Below are 25904 nucleotides of genomic sequence, written 5' to 3'. Positions count from 1 at the left end.
GATGCTCGCCTTCCTCGATTTCGAAGCGTCGTCGCTGGGGAAGAAGAGTTACCCGATCGAGGTGGCGTGGGTGTTCGAGGATGGTACGTCGGAGAGTCATCTGATCAAGCCTGCGCCCGAGTGGACTGACTGGGATCCGGCGGCGCAGGCGATCCACGGGATCGAGCGGCGGGTGTTGGAGGAGGAGGGCGAGGACCACCGGGCGGTTGCGGCGCGGATGGTGGAGGTGCTGGCGGGGCACGACCTGCTGGCGAGCGCGCCGTCCTGGGATGGGAAATGGTTGAGCACGCTATTGCGGGCTGGTGGTCAGCCGCGCCGGGTGTTGCGGTTGCGCGATAGCGACGAGGCGCAACTGGAGGCGGCGCGGGCGTGCCTCGCGGATGTCGAGCCGGCGGCGGCACGCGAGGCTCTCGCGCGGGAGGTGGTCGGCGAGGTGTCGCAGCGGCGGAACGGGCGGGTGCCGGATCACCGGGCGCTGGCCGATGCGAAGGCGGAATTGGCGCAGTGGCTGGAGGTGCGGGTCGAGGCGCAGAAGCGGGCGAGGGACTATGGGGCGCTGACTGGCAATACCGAGCACGGGCCCGTCTGAGGCACCACCCCGGCCTTCGCCGGGGTGGTGTTTCAGCGACAGCAAGCAAGCGGCACGTTCAAACCATGTTTCCCTGCGAACGCGGGCACCCAGACTGGGCTCCCGCCCTCGCGGGAGAACAATGGAGCAAGTGGTCCTCGGCGTTGAATCGACGCCTGTCCTCCAACGTCACCCCAGCGAAAGATGGGGTATCCCGCTTGGGTCGCGACACCCGCCTGAGAGGGAGATCCCAGCTTTCGCTGGGATGACGGATTGTGGATGGGTAGCGGATGTCGTGGAGGGGTAGCGGCGTGTTTGAAGTTGCGGCGCCGACCTACTCTTGTCCGTCACCCCAGCGAAAGCTGGGGTATCCCGCTTGGGTTGCGGCGCCCGCCTGACCGGGAGATCCCAGCTTTCGCTGGGATGACGGGTTGGGCGGCCTCAGTTCGTCTCCGCCCTTGGCGCGCCACTCATCGTCACCGGTTGCGGTCCGCCTGCGGTGGCTTCCAGCGTCGAATCGCCGCCCAGCACCCGGTACAGCGTCACGCGGTTGCTCGCGCCGACGAGTTGCGTCGCGACGAGGTTACGCTGTGCGGTGTAGAGCGAGCGTTGCGCGTCGAGCGAGTTGAGGAAGGTGTCGATCCCGCCGCGATAGCGCGCGTCGGACAGGCGATACGTGTCCAGCGCCGCTTCGGAGAAGTTCTGGTTCGCCTTGAGCTGGTCGGCGATCGTGCCCTGGCGGGCCAGCGCATCGGCGGTTTCCTGGAATGCGGTCTGGATCGTCTTTTCGTAGGTCGCAAGCGCGGCGTCGCGTTGCGCCTTCGAATAGGCGACCCCGGCGATACCGGCGCCGGCGCGGAAGATCGGGTAGCTGACCGAGGGCGCGACCGAATAGTTGAACGCGCCGCCGCTGAACAGCGAGGTGAGCGACGTGCTGGCGAACCCGAGGATGCCGGTCAGCGAGATCTTCGGGAACAGTTCCGCGCGGGCTGCGCCGATCTCGGCATTGGTGGCGCGGAGCTGGTATTCGGATTCGACGACGTCCGGACGGCGCAGGAGGATGCTGCTGTCGAGCCCGGCCGGCAGCGTGGCGACGGTCGGCAGCGCCTGTTCGATCGAGGCGGGCAACAGGGTGGCATCGACCGGCGCGCCGACGAGCAGTTGCAGCGCGTTGACGTCCTGCGCGAGCGCGGTGCGCTGTTGTGCGAGGTCGGACTGCGCGGTGAACAGGATCTGCTGTGCCTGGCGAAGATCGGTGCGCGGCGCGACGCCGCCGCGCAGCCGCGCGTTGGTCAGCGTGACGCTACGCTGCGAACTTGTCACCGTGTCCTGCGCGATCTTGAGCAGGCTCTGGTCCGACGCGTAGGTGAGCCATGCATCGGCAATGTCGCCGACCAGCGTCAGGCGGGTGGCGCGCGCGGCGGCTTCGGTCGCGAAATAGCGATCGAGCGCGGCGCTGGTCAGCGAGCGGATGCGGCCGAACAGGTCGAGCTCGAACGCGGTGGTGCCGAGATCGACCGAGAAGGCGCTGTTCGAGCTAGACGAACTGACGACCGATCCGGTGCCGGTGCCGGTGCCGGTGCCTGTTCCAGTGCCGCCTGTACCGGTCCCGGTTCCAGTGCCCGTTCCGGTCCCGGTCCCGGTCCCGCCTGTTCCCGTACCGCCCGTTCCGCCACTCGTAACGGTGTTGCGGGTGCCATTGCCACCGCCCGAATAGGTGTAGCGGCCGCTGGCATCGACCTGCGGCAACAGGTCGGCGCGCTGGATGCGGTACTGCGCGCGGGTCGAGGCGATGTTGGCGGCGGCGACGCGGAGATCGCGGTTGTTCGCGAGCGCCTGGACAATGATCTGCTGGAGCCGCGGATCCTTGAAGACGTCGCGGTAGGTGATCGCGGGAAGCGCCGCCTCCGACTGGCGCAGATACGCGTCGCCGACCGGGAGCGACGGCGGGACGGGAAGCTCAGTGCGCGCATATTTTGGCGCGAGCGAGCAGCCGGCGAGCGCGGTCGAGGCGGCGAGGATCAGGACTAGCGAGCGCATCATGCGGGCTCCGGCCGGTGAGGGCCCTGTGGTTCGGGTGGTCCGAGCGGTTCGTTGTGATCGCCATCGGGTCCGTGGTCGTCATGGCCCTGGAAGCCGGTCGGCTTGCCCCGCAGCTTGGCGATGCCGTCACGTGCGCCGCGGCGGACGAGGACGAAGAACAGCGGGATGTAGAAAATCGCCAGGATCGTCGCGGTCAGCATGCCGCCGACCACCGCGGTCCCGATCGCGATGCGACTGTTCGCGCCCGCACCGGTCGAAAGGGCCAGCGGCAACACGCCGAGGATGAACGCGAACGACGTCATCAGGATCGGGCGCAACCGGATCTTCGCCGCGGACAGGGCCGCCTCGATGACGCGCTTGCCCTTCTTTTCCTCCTGCTCGGCGAACTCGATCATCAGGATCGCGTTCTTCGCGGCCAGGCCCATCGTCGTCAGCAGGCCGATCTGGAGATACACGTCGTTGATTAGCCCGCGCAGCGTCACCGCGAGGATCGCGCCGACGAGGCCCAATGGGATGACGAGCAGCACCGCGATCGGGATCGACCAGCTCTCGTACAGCGCGGCGAGGCACAGGAACACGACCAGCAGCGACAGGCCGTAGAGGATCGGCGCCTGACCCGAGGACAGGCGTTCCTGATACGACAGGCCGGACCACGCGACCGACGTCCCGGGGATCTGGCCGGCAAGCTCGGCGATCCGGTTCATCGCATCGCCCGAGCTGACGCCGGTCGCACCCGAACCCTGGATCTCGTACGAGGCGATGCCGTTGAAGCGCGACAGCGTCGTCGGTGCCTGGCCCCAGCTGGTTTTCGCGAACGACGAGAACGGTGCCATCTGGCCGTTCGATCCGCGCACGAACCACTGGCTCAGGTCCGACGGCTGCGCGCGGAACTGCGCGTCGCCCTGGACATAGACTCGCTTCACACGGCCGCGGTCGATGAAGTCGTTGACGTACTGACCACCCCAGGCGGTCGACAGCGTCGAGTTCACGTTCGCCTGCGTGAGGCCGAGCGTGGAGAGCTTCTGCTGGTCGGCATCGACGCGCAAGGTGGCGACGTCAGGCAGTTCGGTGAGGCGGATCGCGGTCAGCGACGAATCGGCACGCGCGAGCGCGAGCAGCTTGTCGCGTGCGGCGCTGAACTCGGTCTGGCTGAGCCCGCCTGCGTTCTGCAATTCCATCGTGAAGCCGTTCGACGAGCCGAGACCGCGAACCGCTGGTGGCACGAGCGAATAGACCTGCGCATCACGGAAGCCGGCGAACGCCTTCGACGCGCGGCCGGTGATCGCTTCGGCGGTGTTCTCCTTGCCGTGGCGGTCCTCCCACGGTGCGAACGAGACGAAGCCCTGGCCCGTGTTCTGGCCGCTCGCGCCACCACCGCCGCCGCCGCTGACGGTGAACATCGTGCGGACGTTGGCCTTCTCGTTGGTGAAGTAATATTGCTCGATCTGCTTTTGCAGCGCGAAGGTGCGGCCTTGCGTGGCGCCCGCCGGAAGCTGGAACTGGACGATGCCAGAACCCTGGTCCTCGGTCGGCAGGAAGCCCGTCGGCAGCCGCAGGAACAGCACCGCGAGCACCGCGACGATCACCGCGTAGATCAGCAGGAACAGCCACTTGCGGTCGATCACCGATTGCACGGCACTGGTGTATTTCTGCGTGCCCTTCTCGAACCCGCTGTTGAACTTGTCGCCAGCGCGCGTGAAAAAGTGCGCGACCTTGGGGAATTTACGTTCGCCCCAGCTCTTCTCGTGGTTTCCCTCGGCGTCCTTCTTTTTCTGCTTCAGCAGCGTCGCGGTGAGGGCGGGCGAGAGGATCAGCGCGACCAGCACCGAGAGGACCATCGCCGACACCATCGTCAGCGAGAACTGGCGGTAGATCACGCCGGTCGAGCCGCCGAAGAACGCCATCGGCAGGAACACCGCCGACAGCACGAGCGCGATCGCGACCAATGCGACGGTGATCTCGTTCATCGATTCGATCGTCGCCTCCCGAGGCGTCATCTCGGGATTTTCCTCCATCAGGCGCTCGACGTTCTCGACCACGACGATCGCGTCGTCGACCAGCAGGCCGATCGCGAGCACGAGCCCGAACAGCGTCAACGTGTTGATCGAGAAGCCCGCGAGATAGAACACGCCGAACGTGCCGAGCAGCACGACCGGGACCGCGATCGTCGGGATCAGCGTCGCGCGCCAGCTTTGCAGGAACACGAACATGACGATGACGACGAGGATGACGGCCTCGATCAGCGTCTTGACGACCTCGTCGATCGACAGCTTGATGAAGTCGGTGGTGTCGTTGGCGTAGGCGAATTTCAGGCCGGGCGGGAAGCTCTTGGCGGACTTGGCGACGAACGCCTTGACCAGCTCGGCGGTCTTGAGCGCGTCGGCGCCCGGCGCGAGCAGCACCGCGATACCGGCGCCGGGATGCGCGTTGACGCGGCTGCGCGCGTTGTAGTTCTCCGCGCCCAACTCGATCCGGGCGACGTCGCGCAGCTTGACCACCGCGCTGTCGTTGGTGGTCTTCAGGATGATATTGGCGAACTGCTCGGGCGTCTGGAGGCGCGACTGCGCGGTGACGGTCGCGTTCAGCATCTGCGTGTCGGGCTGGGGTTGCCCGCCGAGCTCGCCGGCGGCGACTTCGGTGTTCTGCGCCTGGATCGCGGTGGTCACGTCGCTCGGGATCAGCTGGTAGCTGGCGAGCTTGTTCGGGTTCAGCCAGATCCGCATCGCGTATTGCGCGCCGAACACGTTGCTGTCGCCGATCCCCGGAATACGGCCGAGCGGGTCCTGCAGGTTCGAGACGAGATAGTCCGAGACGTCCTGGTTGGTCAGCTTGTCGGTCTCGTCATAGACGCCGACGATCAGGAGGTTGTCCGGGTTCGACTTGCGGACCACGAGGCCCTGCTGCTGGACCTGTTGCGGCAAGCGGGAGAGCGTCTGCTGGACCTGGTTCTGGACCTGGACCTGCGCGATGTCGGGATCGGTGCCCTTCTCGAACGTCACGGTGATCGTCACCGACCCCCGCGACGATGAGGACGAGCTGAAATAGATCAGCCCGTCGATGCCGGTCAGCGATTGCTCGACGACCTGCGTGACGCTGTTCTGAATGGTCTGCGCGTTGGCGCCCGGGAAGGTCGCGCGGACGGTCACCTGCGGGGGTGCGACGTCGGGATATTGCGCGATCGGCAGGCTCATGATCGCGCCGATGCCGCCGAGCATCACGATGATCGCGAGCACCCAGGCGAAGATCGGGCGATCGATAAAGACACGAGATAACATAAGGGCTTAGCCGGCCTTTTTCTGGCTGGAGTCGCCACCGGAGGAGTCATCCTTGGGCGCTTCGATCTTTTGCGCGGTGTTTTCCGGCACCGGCTTCACGCCCTGGTTGGGGGCGATCTTCGACAACCCTTGCGTGATGATCCTGTCGCCGGGGTTGAGCCCGCTGGTGACCACCCAGAACGCGCCTTGCGTGCGGTCCGCCTTGATCTTCTTCTGCACCGCCTTGTTGTTCGAATCGACGACATAGACCGTCGCATTGCCCTTGGCATCGCGCGACACGCCCGCTTGCGGCACGAGGAACGCGCGCTGGTTGATCGCCTGCGCGAACTTGGCCTGGACGAACATGCCGGGCAGCAACAGTCCCTGCGGATTGGGGAAGCGGGCGCGCAACGTCACGGTGCCGGTCTCGGTATTGACCAGCGCTTCGGCGAACTCGACGCTGCCGGTCGCGCCATATTCGCTGCCGTCCTCGAGCGTGAGGCGGACTTCGGCGCGGGTCGCGACGATGCCGTTCTGGCCGAGCGAGCGCCGCAGTGCGAGCAGATCGCCAGAGGATTGCTGGATGTCGACGAACATCGGATCGAGTCGCTGAATCTGCGCGAGCGGATCGGTCTGCGTCGCCGAGACCAGCGCGCCGACGGTGAACAGCGAGCGGCCGATACGACCCGTGATCGGTGCAGGGACGGTGGTGAACTTGAGGTTGATCTGCGCCGTCTCCAGCGCGGCGCGGGTCTGCGCGACCGAGGCGGTGGCCTGGCGCGAGGTGGCGACCGCGTTGGTGTAATCCTGCTTGCTGATCGCTTCCATCTCGGCGAGCGGCTTGTAGCGCTGTGCGAGGATGGTCTGCGCCTGCTGGTTGGCGCGTGCGCTTTGCAGGTTGGCCTGCGCTTCGTTGGCGGCGGCGCGATAGAGGCGCGGGTCGATCTCGTAGAGCGGCTGGCCCTTTTTGACGAGCGTGCCCTCGGTGAAGAACCGCCGGCGGATGATGCCGGTGACCTGGGGACGGACGTCCGAGCTTTCGAACGCGGTGGTGCGGCCGCTGAGTTCGGTGGTCATCGCGACGCTGGTCGGCTGGACGACGACATAGCCGACGGTTGGCGTGCCTTGGCCCGGTTGGCCGCCGCGGCCCGCCTTGCCCTGGGCCTTGTCATCGCCGCCGGAGCAGGCCGCGAGCGCCAGTGCGGGGACCAGCAGGATGGCGCACTGCCGCGCTGAAAATCGTGTGGCTATCAAGTTTGGTAATCCGCGATCATGTGTTGGTCGGGCTAAACCACGAGGATGTACCAGAAGTATGTCAGTTGAAAAGCAGGGGTGAGAAATAGGGAAGAAAGAGTAACCTGTTTGACTGGTTGGGGGTGTTTTGAGGGGTGGGGCTCTCGACAACTCACAAAAGCTTGTTTCCCCGCGAAGGCGGGGATCCAGACTGGGCTCCCGCCTTCGCGGGAGAGCAAGGAGGGGTGTGCTCCCGCACCCACACGCACGACCATGCAGCCACGGCATTCGAGAACCACCGCACCACCCCGGCGGAGGCCGGGGTCCAATTGGAGAGGTCGTGGTAACGAGGGATGGCGCTTCGTTAGCAACGTTCCCCAATTGGGCCCCGGCCTTCGCCGGGGTGGTGGGTGGGTGGGGGGCTCGCCCCCTTGCGCGCATCCCATCATCCTGACGAAAGTCAGGATCCAGAGTTGCGAGGGGATCGTTTGTGGCTCTGGGTCCTGACTTTCGTCAGGATGACGGTTGGTTCGTTATTGCGATGGATGTTTTCGGGGCGGCTGAGATGATCGATGACGACAAGAAGGCCGCGGCTGTTGCTGCGGTGGCGGAAGTTCGGGACGGGATGCTGGTCGGACTCGGAACCGGATCCACTGCGGCGTTCGCAATCCAGGCGCTCGGCGATCGCGTGGCCCAAGGTCTGCAAATCCACGCCGTCGTCACCTCCGAAGCCTCCGGCAAGCTCGCCCGCGAACTCGGCATCGAGATCCTCGACTTCGCCGCCATCGCCCATGTCGACCTCACGATAGACGGCGCCGACGAGATCGACTCCCGCTGTTTCGCGATCAAGGGCGCAGGCGGGGCGATGCTGCGGGAGAAGATCGTCGCCGCAAGCTCGGCACGGATGGTCGTGATCGCCGACGGCTCCAAGCGCGTCGACCGGATCGGCGCGGCCAAGCTGCCGGTCGAGATGCTCCCCTTCGCCAGCGCCTACGTCAGGCGCGTGCTCACCGACATCGGCGCCGCCCCGATCATCCGCGACAACTACCGGACGGACCAAGGCAATCTCGTCGTGGATTGCCACCTCGCGACCCTCGAAGATCCCCGCGCGACCGCCGCCGCGCTTGCCGCGATCCCCGGTATTCTTGGCCACGGGCTGTTCCTCGACGAGGTCGACGCCGCGTATATTGCAACGAACGGCGTCGTTACGCGACTGGAACGGACGGGTGCATCCGACTAAAGGCATCCTATGTTGGCAACCAGATCGGATGCGCGGCGTTCGGTCACCGTCTAGAGCGAGGCTTCTTCCATGACCGATACCGCAACCGCCCCCACCAAGGCGGACCCCAAGCTGCACGAGGATGGTTCGCCCGAACGCCTCGCGATCGATACTATCCGCACGCTGTCTATGGACGCGGTGCAGAAGGCCAATTCGGGCCATCCCGGCACGCCGATGGCGCTGGCGCCGGTCGGCTACACGCTCTGGTCGAAGTTCCTGCGCTACGATCCCAAGCACGCCGACTGGCCCAACCGCGACCGCTTCGTGCTGTCGGTCGGCCATGCGTCGATGCTGCTCTATTCGCTGATCCACCTCGCCAAGATCGAAGAGATCGACGCGGACGGTAACAAGACCGGCAAGGAGGCCGTCAGCCTCGCCGACATCGAACAGTTCCGCCAGCTGTCGTCGAAGACCCCGGGTCACCCCGAATATCGCCACACCACCGGCGTCGAGACCACGACGGGTCCGCTCGGCCAGGGTTGCGGCAATTCGGTCGGCATGGCGATCGCCGAGCGCTGGCTCGCGGCGCGCTACAACAAGGATGGCTTCACGCTGTTCGACCATGACGTCTACACGATCTGCGGCGACGGCGACATGATGGAGGGCGTCTCGGCCGAGGCCGCGAGCCTCGCCGGCCACCTCAAGCTCAGCAACCTGTGCTGGATCTACGACAGCAACCACATCTCGATCGAGGGCGCGACCGATCTCGCGTTCGACGAGGACGTCGGCCTGCGCTTCGACGCCTATGGCTGGAACGTCATCCACATCGACGACGCGAACGACACCGCTGCGCTGAGCCGCGCGATCGAGACGTTCAAGGCGACCACCGACAAGCCGACCTTCATCGTCGTGCATTCGGTGATCGGTTACGGCAGCCCCAAGGCGGGCAGCGAGAAGGCGCACGGCGAGCCGCTCGGCGAGGAGAATATCCGCCTCACCAAGCAGGCGTATGGCTGGCCCGAGGACAAGTCGTTCTACGTGCCCGACGGCGTGATCGAGCATTTCAACGGTGCGATCGCCGAGCGTGGCGCCAAGCTGCGTGACGAGTGGGTCGCGCTGACCGACAAGTATCGCGGTGCCTATCCCGAGCTGTCCGCCGAGCTCGACCTGCTGCTCAAGGACGAGCTGCCCGAGGGCTGGGATGCCGACATCCCGACCTTCGAGGCGGATGCCAAGGGCGTCGCCAGCCGTGACTCGGGCGGCAAGGTGCTCAACGCGATCGCGGCCAAGGTGCCGTGGCTGATCGGTGGTTCGGCCGATCTCGCGCCATCGACCAAGACTGACATCAAGGGCCAGCCCTCGTTCGAGGCGGAGAATTACGCCGGCCGGAACTTCCACTTCGGCATCCGCGAACACGGCATGGGCGCGATCGTCAACGGCATGGCGCTGTCGCATTTGCGTTCGTACGGCTCCACCTTCCTGGTGTTCGCCGATTACATGCGCGCGCCGGTGCGCTTGTCCGCGATCATGGAAGTCGGCGCGATCTGGGTGTTCACGCACGATTCGATCGGCGTTGGCGAGGATGGCCCGACGCACCAGCCGATCGAGCATCTCGCCACGCTGCGCGCGATCCCCGGTCTCGACACGATCCGTCCGAGCGACGCGAACGAAGTCGTCGCCGCATGGAAGGCGGTTCTGAAGGACGCCAGCACGCCTGCCGCGCTGATCATGTCGCGCCAGGCCCTGCCGACGCTCGACCGGACCAAGTACGCAAGCGCCGATGGGCTCGAGAAGGGCGGCTATGTCCTCGCGGATAGCGACGGCACGCCCGACGTGATCCTGATCGCGACCGGCAGCGAAGTGTCGCTGGTCGTCGAGGCGCACGAGAAGCTGACCGCGGACGGCGTGAAGAGCCGGGTCGTGTCGATGCCGAGCTGGTATCGCTACGAACTGCAGGACGCCGCGTACAAGGAAAGCGTGTTGCCGCGCGAAGTGCGCGCGCGCGTCGCGGTCGAGATGGCCGGGTCGATCGGTTGGGACCGTTATGTCGGGCTCGACGGCGCGACCGTGACGATGTCGACCTTCGGGGCTTCGGCACCGCTCGCCAAGCTGCAGGACAAGTTCGGGTTCACCGTCGACAATGTCGTCAAGGTCGCCCGCCAAGTGATGGAGACCAAGTGATGGGTGCGCTCAACGATCTCGAAGGCTTCGGCCAGGCGGTATGGCTCGATTTCGTCGACCGGAAGTTCCTGGAGGCCGGTGGTCTCCAGAAGCTGGTCGACGAGGACGGCCTGACCGGCGTCACGTCGAACCCGTCGATCTTCGAAAAGGCGATGGGTCACGGCGATGCGTATGATTCGACGCTTGCCGAGTACGACAAGCAGCATGCCGGCGCGGCGACGATCGACCGCTACGAGCATCTCGCGATCCAGGACATCAAGGCGGCGGCGGAGACGTTGAAGCCGGTCTATGACAAGCTCGACGCGAAGGACGGCTATGTCAGCCTTGAGGTGTCGCCGTACATTTCGGACGATACCGACGCGACGATCGCCGAGGCGAAGAAGCTGTGGGGGATGGTCGACCGGCCGAACCTGATGATCAAGATCCCGGGGACGCTCGCGGGTGGTCCGGCGATCTCATCGACGATCGCGAGCGGGATCAACGTCAACGTCACGCTGTTGTTCGCGCTCGACGCGTATATCCGCGTTGCCGAGGCGTATGCGGCAGGGCTCGAGGAGCGCGTGAAGCAGGGGCAGCCGATCGACAAGATTGCCAGCGTCGCGAGCTTCTTCGTCAGCCGGATCGATTCGTCGATCGACAAGGAGATCGATGCGCGTCTGGAGAAGGGCGATGCCGAGGCCGACGCGCTTAAGGCGGTCCGCGGCAAAGTCGCGATCGCCAACGCGAAGATGGCGTATCAATGGTATCTCGACTTCCTGAAGTCGGATCGCTGGCAGGCGCTCGCCGCCAAGGGTGCGCAGCCGCAGCGTCTGCTGTGGGCGTCGACCGGCGTGAAGGATCCGAGCTATCCTGACACGCTCTACATCGACACGCTGATCGGCAAGGACACGGTCAACACGATGCCGCCCAAGACCATGGACGCGTTCCGCGACCACGGCACCGCGGCGGAGACGATCACGCAGGACGTCGAGGGCGCCAAGCACACGCTCGCCGAAGCCGAGCGGCTTGGCCTCGACCTGAATGGCGTGACCGGCAAGCTGGTCGAAGAGGGCGTCGCCTCGTTCGTGAAGGCGTTCGACGACCTGCTCGGCTCGATCGCCAAGAAACAGCCCGCGACGGCGTAAACTTCTGCTCCCTCTCCCTTTCGGGGAGAGGGCCGGGGTGAGAGGCGCCACGAGCGCTGCCCTCCCCAACTGCCCCTCACCCCAACCCTCTCCCCGGCGGGGAGAGGGGGTAAGCAAGGAATTCCCCATGAAGATCGGACTGATCGGCCTCGGCCGGATGGGCGGCAACATCGCGCGCCGGTTGATGAAGGACGGCCATGAGGTCGTCGCGTTCGACCGCGATGCCGAAGCCGTGAAGAAGCTCGCCGCCGATGGCGCGATCGGTGCGGACTCGCTCGACGACATGCACGCCAAGCTCGACACCCCGGCGATCTGGTGGGTGATGGTCCCCGCGGGCGAGCCGACCGAGAGCACCGTCCAGGCGATCGCCGCGAAGTCGAATTCGGGCGATATCATCATCGACGGCGGCAACAGCTTCTACAAGGACGACGTCCGCCGCGCGAAGGAACTGGCCGAGAAGGGCATCCACTATGTCGACGTCGGCACGTCCGGCGGCGTGTGGGGCCTCGAGCGCGGCTATTGCATGATGATCGGCGGCGACAAGGAAACCGTCGACCTGCTCGATCCGATCTTCGAGACGCTCGCGCCGGGCATGGGGACGATCGTCCGCACCCCAGGCCGCGTCGAAGGCCAGGCCGATCCGCGCGCCGAGAAGGGCTATATCCACGCCGGCCCCTCGGGCGCCGGCCACTTCGTCAAGATGGTCCATAACGGCATCGAATACGGCCTGATGCAGGCCTATGCCGAGGGCTTCGACATCCTCAAGGGCAAATCGGGCGAGCATGTCGTCGAGGAGGAGCGCTTCGACATCAACCTGACCGACGTCGCCGAAGTCTGGCGTCGTGGCAGCGTGATCTCGTCATGGCTGCTCGACCTGTCGGCGATCGCGCTGGCGAAGGACGGCACGCTCGAAGGCTTTAGCGGCAGCGTCGCGGACTCGGGCGAGGGTCAGTGGACGATCGACGCGGCGATGGAGGAGAAGGTGCCGGCCAACGTGCTGAGCGCGGCGCTGTATGCGCGCTATCGCAGCCGGGTGGACCATACGTTCGGCGACAAGCTGTTGTCGGCGATGCGCTATGGCTTTGGCGGTCATGTCGAGATGCCACAGTGAGCGCCCAGGTGAGCGGTAATATCAAGCTGCTGGTCTCCGATGTCGACGGCACGCTCGTCGACAAGGAGAAGAAGGTTACGCCCGCGACCGTCGATGCCGTCAAGCGGTTGAAGGCGGCGGGTCTCGGCTTCACGATCATCAGCGCGCGGCCGCGCTCGGGGATGATGCCGATTGCGGAGTTGCTCGGCATCGACGAGCCGATGGGCGCGTTCAACGGCGGGATCGTCTTCAAGCGCGACGGTACCGTGATCGAGCACCACATGATCGACGTCGACGTCGTGCGCGGTGCGATGGAGATCATCGGTGACGCGCCGGTCGACACGTGGTTCTTCGCGGACGATGTCTGGTATGCCAGCACCGACCAGGGGGGCCATGTCGGCAGTGAGAAGAAGGCCTCCGCGCAGGACCCGGTGATCGTCTCCGACTTCACCGCTCTGCTCGCCAAGGCGGACAAGGTAACGTTCGTCAGCGATGACGAGGACTTGTTGCGCGATCTGCACGCCAAGGTCGCCGCCAAGTTCGATACGCAGGCGACGATCGTTCAGTCGCAGACCTACTACCTCGACATCACGCCGGTGGCCGGGAACAAGGGCAGCGGGATCGAGGAACTGGCGGACGCGTTTGGCATCAGCTTGACGCAGACCGCGGCGATCGGCGATCAGGCCAACGACATCGCGATGCTCAAGCGCGCCAAGCTGGCAATCGCGATGGGCAACGCACCACAGACTGTCCGCGACGTCGCGCACGAGATTACCAGCGCGAACGATGCCGACGGCGTCGCCCACGCGATCGACACGTTTATCCTTACTGGAGTTTCCGCATGAAAGACCTCGTTGCCTTCGACCTCGACGGAACGCTGGCCGAGAGCAAGCAGCCCTTGCAGGAGCCGATGGGCGAGGCGTTGGCGAACCTGCTCGACGTCGCGCATGTCGCGGTGATCTCGGGCGGCGACTGGCCGCAGTTCGAAAAGCAGGTCGCGTCGCGGCTGCCCGAGCGCGCCGATCGCACCAAGCTGTGGCTGATGCCGACCACCGGCACCAAGCTGTACCGGTTCGATGGCGAATGGCGCGCGGTGTATGCCGAGCTGTTCGAGGACGACGAGAAGCAGAAGATCCTCAAGGCGTTCGACGAGTCGTTGGAAGCCACTGGCTTCGTGCCGGAGAAGACCTGGGGCGAGCGGATCGAGGATCGTGGCAGCCAGATCACGTTCTCGGCACTCGGCCAGGAAGCGCCGATCGACGCGAAGCACAGCTGGGATCCCGATTTCGCCAAGCGGAAAGTGATCCAGGCCGATCTGCAGAAGCGCCTGCCGGGGCTGTCGATCAACATGGGCGGCGCGACCTCGATCGACATCACGCGTGAGGGTGTCGACAAGGCGTATGGCTTGAAGAAGCTCAACGAGGCGAGCGGCATCGCGCTCGACAAAATGATGTTCATCGGCGACGCGATCTTCCCGGGCGGCAATGATTATCCGGCCGAGCAGCTTGGGCTTGACGTCGTGAAGGTGAAGAACGTCGACGGCACGCTGGCGGCGATCGCCGGGATCGTCGCGTGCCTGAAGTAAGAACCATGGTTGAAGCCGGGTCATGAGCGTCGCCTTCCGTCGCGAGAGTGACGAGGAACATCTCGAGCCGAAGTTCGAACAGCCGATCGCGCCGGGGCCTAATCTGGTCACGGCGCGGGGGTTGCGGTTGCTTGGCGAGCGGGTGACCGAGATCGAAGCGGCTGTTGCGGCGGAGACGGATGAGGAGGCGCGCAAGCTGTTGCTGCGCGACCTGCGTTATTGGCACACGCGCCAGACGACCGCCGAACTCGCGCCTTCGCCGGAAGAGGACGAGGTTGGGATCGGATCGCGCGTTCGTGTTCGGATGAACGGGGTTGAGCGGGTTATTTCTATCGTTGGTGGCGATGAAGCTGAGCCTGGCGAGGACCGGCTGGCGTTCTCGGCACCACTGGCGCGCGCGCTGATGGGGGCGGCAGTTGGCGAGACGGTTGCGTTTGCGGGCAAGGCGGATGCGATCGAGGTGTTGGCGATCGACAAGGATGACGGCTGATGGCTGAGGCGAAATTCGAGCGGCACCGTCAGGCTTGGACGCAGGACGAGATCCAGAAGCTTCATACGCTTGCGAAGAAGGGCATGGCGTTGAAGGCGATCGCCAAGGCGCTGACCCGGAGCGAGGAATCGGTGAAGGTTCGGGCGAAGGAAGACTCGTTGAATATTTCGAAGCTGCGGTAGTTTGTGGGTGATTAGCCTTCTCCCCTCCGGGGAGAGGGTTGGGTGAGGGGCTGTTCCGGGCGATGCACTGCTTGGCTGCCCCTCACCCCGACCCTCTCCCCGGAGGGGAGAGGGAGCAGAAGGGGCGTTATCGTGCTCTTCCACGCCGTCGGAGGCTTCCGCGCCCCCGCATGGCGCCATTTCGAACAGCACCACCGTGAGAGACATTGCCGCGATAGGCACCACCCCCGCCCGAATGGCACCACCCCGGCGGAGGCCGGGGCCCAATTGGAAAGGTCAAGGTAACGACGCGCGACCTGCGTCATCGCCGTCCCCCAATTGGGCCCCGGCCTTCGCCGGGGTCGTTATAGTGTTGAGCGCGGGTGTGGCCGACGGATATGCGGGTTACCGCCTATGTAGCCACGCCCGAACTCGCTACAGCAGCCACCCCTTGTTCTCCCGCGAAGGCGGGAGCCCAGTCTGGGTCCCCGCCTTCGCGGGGAAACATTCTTGATTGGCGGCCCCTGACCGAAGCCGCACGGAGCGACACTTGTCCGACTACGACGCGATCATCCTCGGCGCAGGAGCCGCCGGCCTCATGTGCGCCGCGGTCGCAGGCCAGCGCGGCAGAAAAATCCTGCTCGTCGATCACGCCGACCAGGCGGGTAAGAAAATCCTGATCTCCGGCGGCGGGCGGTGCAATTTCACCAACGTCCACACCGCCGCCGACCGCTACATCTCCGCCAACCCGCATTTCGCCAAGTCCGCACTCGGCCGCTACACCGCGCAAGACTTCCTCGCGCTCGTCGAGTCCTACGGCATCGCGTGGCACGAGAAGACGCTCGGCCAACTCTTCTGCGACGGCTCGGCACGCCAGATCGTCGAGATGCTGCTCGACGAATGCGACAAGGGCCGCGTCGACCTATCGCTCGGCCGCGCGATCACCGGAGTCGACCACGCAGACGGGCGATACCGCGTCTCGCTGGACGGCCGCACCGTCACCGCCCCCGCGCTGGTCATCGCGACCGGAGGCCCATCGATCCCGAAGATGGGCGCGACCGGCTTCGCCTATGATCTCGCGCGACAGTTCGGGTTGAAGGTCGTCGAGCCACGCCCCGCACTCGTACCGCTGACGCTAGGCGGCGACGAGACGTTTTTCCGCGAACTGTCCGGAGTCGCCGCCGAAGTCGTCGCGACCGCAGGCAAGACCGCGTTCCGCGAGGCGGCGCTGTTCACGCACCGCGGCTTGTCCGGCCCCGCGATCCTCCAAGCATCGTCTTATTGGCGCAACGGCCAGCCCGTCGGGATCGATTTCCTCCCCGATCGCGAGTCCGGCTGGCTCCCCGCCGCCAAGCGTACCACGCCGCGCGCGACTCTGCGGAAACTGCTCGGCAGCACGCTGCCGGACCGACTCGCGGAGACTTTGAGCGAGCGTTTGGGCATGACGAGCGAGATTTCCGCGCTCACCGACCGGAAACTCCAGGACGCCGAGCGCGCGCTAAGTCACTGGCAATTCACGCCAAATGGCTCGGAGGGCTATGCCAAGGCCGAGGTCACGGCTGGCGGCATCAGCACTGCGGAACTATCTTCGCAAACAATGCAAGCCAAACGCGTACCAATGTTGTATGCGGTCGGCGAAGCGGTCGATGTCACAGGGTGGCTCGGCGGCTACAACTTCCAATGGGCATGGGCGAGCGGGTGGGCCGCGGGCCAAGTCCTGTAGGGACCACCACGCCAGTGCTTTGCCGTAGCGTCAAGCCGGCCACCAATTAGGACGTACATGCCTTTTACAAATATTCCGTCGCTTCTCTCCGAGGCGCTCGAAGCGCGCGGCTATACCGCGCTCACCCCCGTCCAGGCTCATGTGATCGAGGACAATGCGATCGGTCGCGACCTCGTCGTGTCGGCGCAGACCGGCTCGGGCAAGACCGTCGCGTTCGGCCTGGCGATGGCCGGCGAACTGCTCGGTGAAGCGGGCGAGGACGGCGTCCAGCGCCTGCCCGCGCCGCACAAGCCGCTCGTCCTCTGCATCGCGCCGACTCGTGAGCTCGCGCTCCAGGTCAGTCGCGAGCTGATGTGGCTCTATGCCAAGGCCGGTGCGCGCATCTCGACCTGCGTCGGCGGCATGGACGCCTCGAAGGAGCGTCGTTCGCTTGCACACGGCGCGCATATCGTCGTCGGTACGCCGGGCCGTCTGCGCGATCACCTCGAGCGTGGCGCGCTCGACCTGTCGGCCCTCAAGGTCGCGGTGCTCGATGAGGCCGACGAGATGCTCGACATGGGTTTCCGCGAGGACCTCGAGCAGATCCTCGACGCGTCGCCTGAAGCGCGTCGCACGCTGTTGTTCTCGGCAACGATGCCGCGGCCGATCGTCGCGCTCGCCAAGCGCTACCAGAAGGATGCGCTGCGCATCTCGACCGTCGGCGAGGATCGCGGTCATGGCGACATCTCGTACCAGGCCGTCACGGTCTCGCCGTCCGAGATCGAGCACGCGGTGATCAACCTGCTGCGTTTCCACGAGGCGGAGACGGCGATGCTGTTCTGCGCCACGCGCGACAATGTGCGTCATCTGCATGCGAGCCTGGTCGAGCGTGGCTTTGCCGCCGTGGCGCTGTCGGGCGAGCATTCGCAGAACGAGCGTAACGCGGCGCTTCAGGCTCTGCGCGATCGTCGGGCGCGCGTCTGCGTCGCGACCGACGTCGCGGCTCGTGGTATCGATCTGCCGACGCTGTCGCTGGTCGTGCACGTCGAACTGCCGCGCGATGCCGAGACGCTCCAGCATCGCTCGGGTCGTACCGGTCGTGCAGGCAAGAAGGGCACTGCCGTCCTGATCGTGCCGTTCCCGCGTCGCCGTCGCGTCGAGATGATGCTCCGTGGTGCCAAGATCAACGCGGAGTGGGTCAACGCCCCCACCGCGGAGGACATCCGCAAGAACGATCACGAGCGCTTGATCGGCATGCTGTTGCAGCCGGTCGAGGTCGAGGAAGAGGATCGCGCACTCGCCGTCCGCCTGATGGCCGAGAAGACGCCTGAGGATATCGCCGCCGCGCTGGTGCACATGCACCGTGCGACGATGCCGCAGGCCGAGGACCTGATCGACCAGAGCAAGCAGCCGACTCAGGACGAGCGCTCGCAGGGGCCGCGCGCGGGCTTCGAGGACACCGTCTGGTTCCGGATGGATATCGGTCGTCGCCAGAACGCCGATCCGCGCTGGATCCTGCCGCTGATCTGCCGTCGTGGGCACATCACCAAGTCGGAGATAGGCGCGATCCGGATTGGGCCGAACGAGACGGCTTTCGAGATTCCGCGCGCGGTGGCGTCGCGGTTCTCGGCGGCGATCCAGCGCACGGCGCAGGCTGGCGAAGAAGAGAGCGGCGTCGCGATCGAGGCGATGCAGGGCGCGCCGGAGAGCGGTGCGCGGCATGACGGCGGTGGCGGTGGTCGCAGCAACGCGAGCGGTCCCCGCTCGACGCTGCACCGTGCGGCCCCGCGTGGCGGTCCGGCTCCGGCGCGGAAGCCTCCGTACCGTGGTAACCGCGACCGGACCTGAGGGATCGGGTTGGCGAACCGAGCTTACTAAGTCTCGAATTCCCCTCCCGCCGTCCAACCCCAAACCCAAACCCAAACCCAAACCCAAACCCAAACCCGTCACCCCAGCGAAAGCTGGGGTATCCCACGTGGCTCGCGACACGCGCCAAACAGGGAGATCCCAGCTTCCGCTGGGATGACGGAATTGGGGTGGCGGTACTCTTTGGATGTGCGGCGGCGGGCAACGGGCCTGGAACGACGGATTTAGCGCGCTGAATAAGGATACGGGGATGGCCGGCATTCGATCGCGAGGGTTCAGGTGACTGCCGACACCCCCACCACACTCCGCATCCTCGTCGACGCCGACGCGTGCCCCGTCAAAGACGAGATCTACAAGGTCGCGTGGCGCCACGAAGTCCCCGTGACGATCGTCGCCAACAGCCATTTCCGCATCCCCGTCCACCCGCTGATCTCCCGCGTGGTGGTCAGCGACGGATTCGACGCCGCCGACGACTGGATCGCGGAACAGGCCGATGCGAACTCGGTCGTGATCACCGCGGACATCCTGCTCGCCGATCGCTGCGTGAAGGCCGGCGCGACCGTGCTGGCCAACACCGGCAAGCCGTTCACCACCAGTTCGATCGGCGGCGCAATCGCGACGCGCGCGATCATGGCTGATCTGCGCGCCGGTGGCGACATCATCGGCGGGCCGGCGCCGTTTTCGAAGACCGATCGGTCGAGCTTCCTGTCGGCGCTCGATGCGGCACTGGTGCGGTTGAAGCGCCTCTAAGGTCGCATGCCGATCCTCCCCTATGAGGGGAGGTGGCAGGCCGCAGGCCTGACGGAGGGGTAGCCCGGCATCGAGAACGCGATACCCCTCCGTCTGGCAAGCGCCAGCCACCTCCCCTTGCAGGGGAGGATCTAGATAGGGTTTACCGCCCGCCGAAGCACGCACGGGGTTGCCATCCTGCACTCCGCATCGCCATAGGCGCGCGTTCATACAAGGACGACGCATGCAGATGGACGCTGGCGGCCCCGCGCTGGGGCTGGATTTCGGCACGACCAACAGCGTCGTGGCACTTGGGACCAAAGACGGTACCCCGGAACTCGTGACGTTCGCCGCCCCTGCCGAAACGAGTCCGGTATTCCGTTCGGCGCTCTGTTTCTGGCAGGACGACAGCGGCAAGGGGCTCGCGTCGGATGCGGGGCCGTGGGCGATCGCCGAATATATGGAGTACCCGCTCGACAGCCGGTTCATCCAGTCGTTCAAGTCGGTCGCGGCGATGAAGACGTTCGAGCAGGCCTCGGTCTTCGACAAGCGCTATCGCTTCGAGGAGATGGGCCAGCTGTTCCTCGAAAAGCTGATCGCGCACGCTGGCGGCAAGCTTGACACGCGGCCGCACCGGATCGTCGTCGGCCGGCCGGTAGAATATGCCGGTGCGCGACCTGACGAGGCGCTCGCCCGCACACGCTATGACGCGATGTTCAAAGGTTTCGGCGCGGAGATCCATTACGTCTATGAACCGCTCGGCGCGGCCTACAGCTATGCGACGCGGTTGACCGAGCCGGCGACGATCCTTGTGGCGGATTTCGGTGGCGGTACGAGCGACTTTTCGGTGGTGCGCGTTGCCGAGCCGGGGGCGGCGCGGCGGTGTATGCCGCTCGGGCATGCAGGCGTCGGGATCGCGGGCGACCGGTTCGATTACCGGATCCTCGACCGGCTGGTGCTGCCGATGCTGGGCAAGGGCGGCGCCTACAAGTCGTTCGGCAAGGAACTGGAGATTCCGCGCGCGTATTTCGCCGATTTCGCGGACTGGTCCAGGCTCGCGCTGATGCGCAACCGCAAGACGATGACCGAACTGGAGCGGTTGCAGAAGACCGCCGTGGATCCCGACGCGATCGGGCGGATGATCGCGGTGATCGAGAACGAGCTGGGGTACCCGCTGTACGATGCGGTCGGCTCGCTCAAGCGTGCGCTGTCGAGCGGCGAGGATGCGCATTTCCACTTTGCGGGCGCGGGGCTTGAGATCGAGGCGGATGTGACGCGCGCGCAGTTCGAGGGCTGGATCGCCGACGACGTCGTGCGGATCGAGGCGGCGGTCGACCGGGCTTTGGAGGTGGCGAACGTCAGCGGAAGCGAGATCGACCGGGTGTTCCTGACCGGCGGATCGTCGCTGATCCCGCGCATCCGCCGGATATTCGTCGAGCGGTTCGGCGAGGCGGCGATCATGAGCGGCGGCGAACTGACGTCGATTGCGCATGGCCTCGCGCTGATCGGCGAGCAGGACGATATCGCGGCTTGGTCGGCATGATCCCACGTGTGCTTCTCGGGACGGCGCAGGTGCCGGGTGGGGGTGAGCTCCGGTTGCTCCAGCGTGGTGCCGAGTTCTCGATCATGCTCGGCGCGAACGAGTTGATGAACAGCCGGCTTAGCGGGTCGGAAGAGGCGCTGGCGGAGCAGGCTTGCGATCGGATCGGTGGGCGGCCCGGCGTGCGGATGCTGATCGGTGGGCTTGGGATGGGGTTTACGCTTCGTGCGGCGCTGGCCCGGCTTGGGCCTGACGCGGAGGTGGCGGTTGCGGAGATCGTGCCGGCGGTGATCGAATGGGCGCGGGGGCCTATGGCAGCGCTGCACGGGGACAGTCTGACCGATCCGCGGACCCGGGTTTTCGAGGGCGACGTCGCCGCGGCAATCGGCGAGGGTGATTGGGACGCGATCCTGCTCGACGTCGACAACGGGCCCGACGGCATTTCGCGGCCGGGTAACGATCGGCTTTACGGGGCGCGGGGATTGTCTTTGGCGCGAGCGGCTTTGCGGTTGGGCGGGGTGCTTGCCGTGTGGTCGTCGGCACCGAGCAAGCCGTTCGCCACACGCCTTGCCGAAGCCGGTTTTGCAGTCGACGAAGTGATCGCGCGGGCGACGCGGAAGGGCGGCGCGCGGCACACGATCTGGTTCGCTACCAAGCCATGATCTGGCGGTGGGCCGTCTTGATCGCGCTGTCGGCGGTGATCGCGGGGCTGCTGGAGATGGTCGGGCTGCCCGCCGGGTTGCTGCTCGGGCCGATGGTTGCGGCGGTCGTGCTGGCGGTGCGCGGGTGGTCGCTGAGCGTGCCGACGTCGGCGTTTCGGGGCGCACAGGCGGCGGTCGGGACGCTGATCGCGGGGTCGATCACGACCGGGATCGTCGCGACGGTGGCGGATCACTGGCCGGTGTTCCTGATGGTCAATTTCGTCACGCTCGCGGCCAGCAGCGTGCTTGGCTACCTGCTGAGCCGGTGGCAGGTGTTGCCGGGGACCGTCGCGGTGTGGGGATCGACGCCGGGTGCTGCGAGCGCGATGGTGTTGATGGCGCAGGCGTACGGCGCGGACTCGCGGCTGGTCGCGGTGATGACGTACACGCGGGTCGTGAGCGTGGCGGTGGTCGCGTCGGTGTTGGCGGCGGTAATGGTCGGGGGCGGGAGCGGGCATCATGTTGCCGCGACGTGGTTTGCGGCGGTCGATCCGGTTGCCGTGCTGCGGACGATCGCGATTGCCGGTGTTGGTGCGAGCGTTGGCGTCGTGCTGAAGCTTCCCGCCGGCGCCTTGCTGGGGTCGCTGGTCGCGGGGGCGGCGCTCAATATTACTGGGGTCGCGCAGCCTGTGTTGCCGCAGTGGCTGCTCGCGATCAGCTATGCGGTGGTCGGGTGGCGGATCGGACTGTCGTTCACGCGCGATACGCTGCGGGTGGCGGGCAAGGCGATGCCGCGGATACTGCTGTCGGTGGCGCTGCTGATCGCGTTCTGCGGCGGGATTGCGGCGGTTTTGACACGGTGGTGGGGGATCGATCCGGTTACCGCATATCTGGCGACGAGTCCTGGCGGGATGGACTCGGTCGCAATCATTGCGGCGTCGAGTCCGGTCGATGTGCCGTTCGTAATGGCGCTTCAAGTGTTGCGGTTTCTGGGGGTGTTGCTGATCGGGCCGCCGCTCGCGAAGTTCGTGGCGACGCGGCAGGGCGGTGTGCCGCCGCCGGTCATCCCGACTTAGATTGATCCTCCCCTGCAAGGGGAGGTGGCGCGAAGCGACGGAGGGGTATCGCGCTATCGGGAGCGGATCACCCCTCCGTCAGCGCTTCGCGCTGCCACCTCCCCTTGCAGGGGAGTATCTGCGGTCAGCCCTTGGTCGGACGATACGCCTCCACGTCGATGTCGTGGCGCTTGAGCTTGTCGTAGAACGTCTTTCGCGGGATGCCGAGTGCGGCTAGCGCCGAGCGGACATCGCCGCTGACCTGTTGGAGCACGGCACGGATCGTCGCTTCCTCGAACTTGTCGACGCGGGCGGGGAGAGGGATGTCGCTGTCTTCGTCGGCCGCTTCTTCCGCCTCGACTCGGAGCACGAGACGCTTGGCGAGGTTGTCGAGTTCGCGGACATTGCCGGGCCAGTCGTGCTGGCCGAGATAGGCGAGCGTCGCGGTGTCCACTGTCGGCACCTCACGGCCGAACCGTTCCGCCGCCTGGTGGAGCAAGTGGCCGAACAGCAGCGGTATGTCGTCGCGGCGTTCCCTCAGCGGCGGGATGCGCAGGCGTACCGCATCGAGGCGGAAGAGGAGGTCGGCGCGGAAGCGGCCGTCCTCGACCGCCTGTTCGAGGCCGGGTTTGGCCGCTGCGATCACGCGCAGGTCGAGTGCACGCGGCAGGTTGCCGCCGACCGGCATCACCTCACGTTCTTCGAGCACGCGGAGCAGTTTCGCCTGGAAGGCCGGCAGCGTGCTCTCGATTTCGTCGAGGAACAGCGTGCCGCGGTTCGAGGCCTCGATCCGGCCGGTGCGCGGCAGGCGGGAGTCGCCGTCGTGGCCGAACAGCTCGATTTCCGCGACGGCCTCGGGCAGCGCGGCGCAGTTGACTGCCACGAAGGGCCGTGACCGTCGGTTGCTCCAGCGGTGGAGCAGGACGGCGACGAGTTCCTTGCCGGTGCCGGTCTCCCCCTCGATCAGAACGTCGATGTCGGCCTGCGCGATCTGGCGCATGGTTTCGCGGAGGCGGACCATCACCGGGGTTTCGCCGATCAGTGGCTCGGCGCCGATCGTTTCCTCTGCAGCGGCGCGGAGTCGGCGGTTGTCGAGGACGAGGCGGCGCATTTCCAGTGCACGCCGCGCGCCGGCGATCAAATGGTCCGTCGCGAACGGTTTCGGGATGAAGTCGAACGCGCCGTTCTTGAGCGCGGCGACCGCCATCGCGACGTCACCGTGGCCGGTCATCAGCAGCACCGGGATCTCATGGTCGATCGCGGCGATCCGGCGGAAGAGTTCGAGGCCGTCCATCTTCGGCATGCGGATGTCGGACACCACCGCGCCATCGAACCCGGCGGTCACGCGGGCCAGCGCGACGGTCGGGTCGCGCTCGGCGATCACCGCGATGCCCGCGAGTTCGAACGATTGCTCGAGCGCACCGCGCAACACGTCGTCGTCGTCGACGAGCAAGACGGCTTGCTCGCTCATGCCTTCACCAGGATCATACGGAAAATGGCGCCTTCGGGTGCTGGGATGAGGTCGAGCGTGCCGCCGAACTCGGTCATGATGTCTCGCGCGATGCCGAGGCCGAGGCCGAGGCCGTCCTTCTTGCTCGTCGCGAACGGGGTGAAGAGGTGGTCGGCGATGTCGGCTTCGATGCCGGGGCCGTTGTCGGCGACGGTCAGCACGACGTCGCGGCCTTTACGCCCGACCGTGACGCTGACGCGGGCATCGCGGCGGTCGGCGACCGCGTCGAGGGCGTTCTGGAGGAGATTGACCAGCACCTGCTCCAGGCGGACGCGGCCGGCGATCACCGTCAGTCGCGCCTCGGGGCCATTCGGCAGGTCGAGCATGACCCCCTTCGCGCGGAAGCGGTCTCCGATCAGCAGGCGGACGCCGTCGATCGCCTCGTCTAGCGCCACCGGGCCGATCGAGCCTGCGCCGCGCCGGGCATAGCGCCTCAACCCAGCGGTGATGGTGCCGATCCGGCTGGTGAGATCGACGATCGACTGGAGGTTGGTCGCCGCACGCGCGGGTTCTCCGCGGTCGAGGAAGGCAGCGGCGTTGTCGGCGAAGGTGCGGATCGCGGCGACCGGCTGATTGATCTCGTGCGCGACGCTGGCGGTGATCGTGCCGATCGAGCCGACGCGGTTGGCATGCGCCAGTTCCTCGCGCGCCTGGCGGAAACGCTGGTCGGACGCCTCGCGCTGCTCCACCTCGATCTGGAGACGGTCGGCGGTCGCGCGGAGTTCGGCGGTGCGGCGCGCGACCTCTGCTTCGAGTTCTGCGCGCGCGCCAACGTTGCGCTTGCGCCGCTCGTACAGCCACCACGCGCCGAGCATCGTCGCGATCGTCAGCATTGCGGCGATCGCGGTGGCCCAGCGCGTGCGTGCGGCGGCGGTGCGCAAGGCAGCGTCGAGCGGCTCCATATGCACCAGCCGCCAGCCGGAGATCGGTACCGGCAACGACACCGTGATCGCAGGCGATCCTTCGGGTAGCCGTGAAACCCCGTCGGCTAGCGTGAGTGGGGCGGGGGCCAGTGGCGATGACCCGAACTGGCGCGTCTCGACCAGCTCGGCGCGACGCGAAGGCGAGAGTGGGCGGGTGGTCCTAAATTCGAGCTTCGGATCGCTGGAGATCAGGATGACGCCGTCGGGATCGGTGACGAAGGTCGCCATCCGGTCCTGGATCCACGCGCGCGCGATCTTCTCGAACTCGACCTTGACCACGACCACGCCGAGCGGTCGACCGGCGCGGTCGATCCGCCGTGACAGGTACAGGCCGGGTCGCCCGCTGACGCTGCCGAGTGCGAAGAACTCGGTCGCGCCCGACGCCATCGCCTTGGTGAAATATTCGCGGAACCGATAGTCGTGGCCGAGGAAGCTGTCGGGCCGGGCGGCGTTCGACGCGGCGATCGTCATACCCTGCGTGTCGAGTGCGTAGATCACGGGGGCGCCGGTGCGCTCCGCCAGCATCGCCAACTTTTCGTTGAGCGCACGGTCGACTCGTCCTGATGCGAGCGCGGCGCGCACCGCGGGATATTCGCCGAGCATGACTGGGAGCAGGCGATAGGTCTGCAACTCGGCTTCGAGCAGGCGGAGGTTGCTCCGTGTCTGCTGCACCGCGCGCATCCGCACCGTGGCAGTCACGTCCGCCACCGCGCGCGGGCCATAGATCGAGGCGACTCCGGCGACGATCACGCCCAGCGCTGCAAACGCCAGCAGCACCGCCAGCGCGGTCACGAAAAGAGGGGATCGGAGCCGCGCCATTTGTGCGGATTATCACACACGAACCGGGTTCGCCATCACCGAAGCACGGCATTTTTCACACATCTGAAAACTCGGTATGCTCACAAACCACGCAAAACCAACGTTTTATGCCGAATGCGACGTAGTCTTGTAGTCCCCGGTTCGGCCCGGCATTACCGTCGCCATAACGTC

The 25904-nt window shown here is 66.2% G+C and carries 20 protein-coding genes; 15 read left to right on the top strand and 5 right to left on the bottom strand.

What is annotated here, in order from left to right:
• The first annotated feature begins 1 nt into the window (after position 1).
• Positions 2–589, top strand: coding sequence for a 3'-5' exonuclease (locus U1763_RS08360; RefSeq protein WP_332754834.1), 588 nt, complete (start codon positions 2–4; stop codon positions 587–589).
• Positions 590–1009: 420 nt separating this feature from the next.
• Here U1763_RS08360 and U1763_RS08355 read toward each other — a convergent pair whose 3' ends face one another.
• The 3 genes from U1763_RS08355 to U1763_RS08345 are packed head-to-tail and all read right to left on the bottom strand — an operon-like array spanning position 1010 to position 7116.
• Positions 1010–2611, bottom strand: coding sequence for an efflux transporter outer membrane subunit (locus tag U1763_RS08355; protein ID WP_332754833.1), 1602 nt, complete (start codon positions 2609–2611; stop codon positions 1010–1012).
• Complete coding sequence (locus tag U1763_RS08350) at positions 2608–5886, bottom strand: multidrug efflux RND transporter permease subunit (protein ID WP_332754832.1); 3279 nt, start codon at positions 5884–5886, stop codon at positions 2608–2610. Before U1763_RS08350 ends, U1763_RS08355 begins: the two co-directional genes overlap by 4 nt.
• Positions 5887–5892: 6 nt before the next feature.
• Complete coding sequence (locus U1763_RS08345; protein ID WP_443026903.1) at positions 5893–7116, bottom strand: efflux RND transporter periplasmic adaptor subunit; 1224 nt, start codon at positions 7114–7116, stop codon at positions 5893–5895.
• A gap of 547 nt (positions 7117–7663) precedes the next feature.
• Between U1763_RS08345 and rpiA the strand changes: the two genes are divergently transcribed.
• The 14 genes from rpiA to U1763_RS08275 all read left to right on the top strand — a co-directional run bounded on the left by rpiA (position 7664) and on the right by U1763_RS08275 (position 22502).
• Positions 7664–8338, top strand: coding sequence for a ribose-5-phosphate isomerase RpiA (gene rpiA, locus U1763_RS08340; RefSeq protein WP_332754830.1), 675 nt, complete (start codon positions 7664–7666; stop codon positions 8336–8338).
• A gap of 69 nt (positions 8339–8407) precedes the next feature.
• Positions 8408–10498, top strand: a complete 2091-nt coding sequence (gene tkt / locus U1763_RS08335; RefSeq protein ID WP_133018638.1) for a transketolase — start codon at positions 8408–8410, stop codon at positions 10496–10498.
• Positions 10498–11622, top strand: coding sequence for a transaldolase (gene tal / locus U1763_RS08330; protein ID WP_133018639.1), 1125 nt, complete (start codon positions 10498–10500; stop codon positions 11620–11622). Before tkt ends, tal begins: the two co-directional genes overlap by 1 nt.
• Positions 11623–11749: 127 nt before the next feature.
• Positions 11750–12733: a phosphogluconate dehydrogenase (NAD(+)-dependent, decarboxylating) gene (gene gnd, locus U1763_RS08325; RefSeq protein WP_332754829.1), complete on the top strand. Its 984-nt coding sequence runs from the start codon at positions 11750–11752 to the stop codon at positions 12731–12733.
• A gap of 8 nt (positions 12734–12741) precedes the next feature.
• Positions 12742–13557, top strand: coding sequence for a Cof-type HAD-IIB family hydrolase (locus U1763_RS08320; protein ID WP_332754828.1), 816 nt, complete (start codon positions 12742–12744; stop codon positions 13555–13557).
• Entirely contained in the window at positions 13554–14297 is a 744-nt protein-coding gene (locus U1763_RS08315; RefSeq protein WP_056055166.1) for an HAD-IIB family hydrolase, read from the top strand. Before U1763_RS08320 ends, U1763_RS08315 begins: the two co-directional genes overlap by 4 nt.
• 22 nt (positions 14298–14319) lie before the next feature.
• The gene (locus U1763_RS08310) at positions 14320–14787 is read left to right on the top strand and encodes a GreA/GreB family elongation factor (RefSeq protein WP_332754827.1); all 468 of its coding nucleotides are present in this window, start codon (positions 14320–14322) and stop codon (positions 14785–14787) included.
• Positions 14787–14969 (top strand): hypothetical protein, encoded by a 183-nt coding sequence (locus tag U1763_RS08305; protein WP_332754826.1) that lies wholly within the window; start codon positions 14787–14789, stop codon positions 14967–14969. Before U1763_RS08310 ends, U1763_RS08305 begins: the two co-directional genes overlap by 1 nt.
• Positions 14970–15498: 529 nt before the next feature.
• Positions 15499–16671: a BaiN/RdsA family NAD(P)/FAD-dependent oxidoreductase gene (locus U1763_RS08300; protein WP_332754825.1), complete on the top strand. Its 1173-nt coding sequence runs from the start codon at positions 15499–15501 to the stop codon at positions 16669–16671.
• A gap of 57 nt (positions 16672–16728) precedes the next feature.
• Entirely contained in the window at positions 16729–18498 is a 1770-nt protein-coding gene (locus U1763_RS08295) for a DEAD/DEAH box helicase (protein WP_132895547.1), read from the top strand.
• 297 nt (positions 18499–18795) lie between these two features.
• Positions 18796–19266 carry a YaiI/YqxD family protein gene (locus U1763_RS08290; protein WP_132895546.1) on the top strand — a complete coding sequence of 157 codons (471 nt, stop codon included), beginning with the start codon at positions 18796–18798 and terminating at the stop codon, positions 19264–19266.
• A 223-nt stretch (positions 19267–19489) separates the two neighbouring features.
• Positions 19490–20788, top strand: coding sequence for an Hsp70 family protein (locus U1763_RS08285; protein WP_443026896.1), 1299 nt, complete (start codon positions 19490–19492; stop codon positions 20786–20788).
• Positions 20785–21447 carry a spermidine synthase gene (locus tag U1763_RS08280; protein ID WP_132895545.1) on the top strand — a complete coding sequence of 221 codons (663 nt, stop codon included), beginning with the start codon at positions 20785–20787 and terminating at the stop codon, positions 21445–21447. Before U1763_RS08285 ends, U1763_RS08280 begins: the two co-directional genes overlap by 4 nt.
• Complete coding sequence (locus U1763_RS08275; protein ID WP_132895544.1) at positions 21444–22502, top strand: AbrB family transcriptional regulator; 1059 nt, start codon at positions 21444–21446, stop codon at positions 22500–22502. The genes U1763_RS08280 and U1763_RS08275 overlap by 4 nt, the downstream gene beginning before the upstream one ends.
• Before the next feature lie 124 nt (positions 22503–22626).
• Here the strand turns inward: U1763_RS08275 and U1763_RS08270 are convergent, their stop codons facing one another.
• Together U1763_RS08270 and U1763_RS08265 are read right to left on the bottom strand one after the other, a co-directional pair.
• Positions 22627–23952: a sigma-54-dependent transcriptional regulator gene (locus tag U1763_RS08270; RefSeq protein ID WP_132895543.1), complete on the bottom strand. Its 1326-nt coding sequence runs from the start codon at positions 23950–23952 to the stop codon at positions 22627–22629.
• The gene (locus U1763_RS08265) at positions 23949–25733 is read right to left on the bottom strand and encodes a sensor histidine kinase (RefSeq protein WP_332754824.1); all 1785 of its coding nucleotides are present in this window, start codon (positions 25731–25733) and stop codon (positions 23949–23951) included. Before U1763_RS08265 ends, U1763_RS08270 begins: the two co-directional genes overlap by 4 nt.
• Positions 25734–25904: the final 171 nt, after the last annotated feature.

The organism is Sphingomonas sorbitolis (genome assembly GCF_036663875.1).
Taxonomy (GTDB): domain Bacteria; phylum Pseudomonadota; class Alphaproteobacteria; order Sphingomonadales; family Sphingomonadaceae; genus Sphingomonas.
Note: the sequence above shows the minus strand (reverse complement) of the source record. Positions and strands in the feature narration are given on the sequence as shown.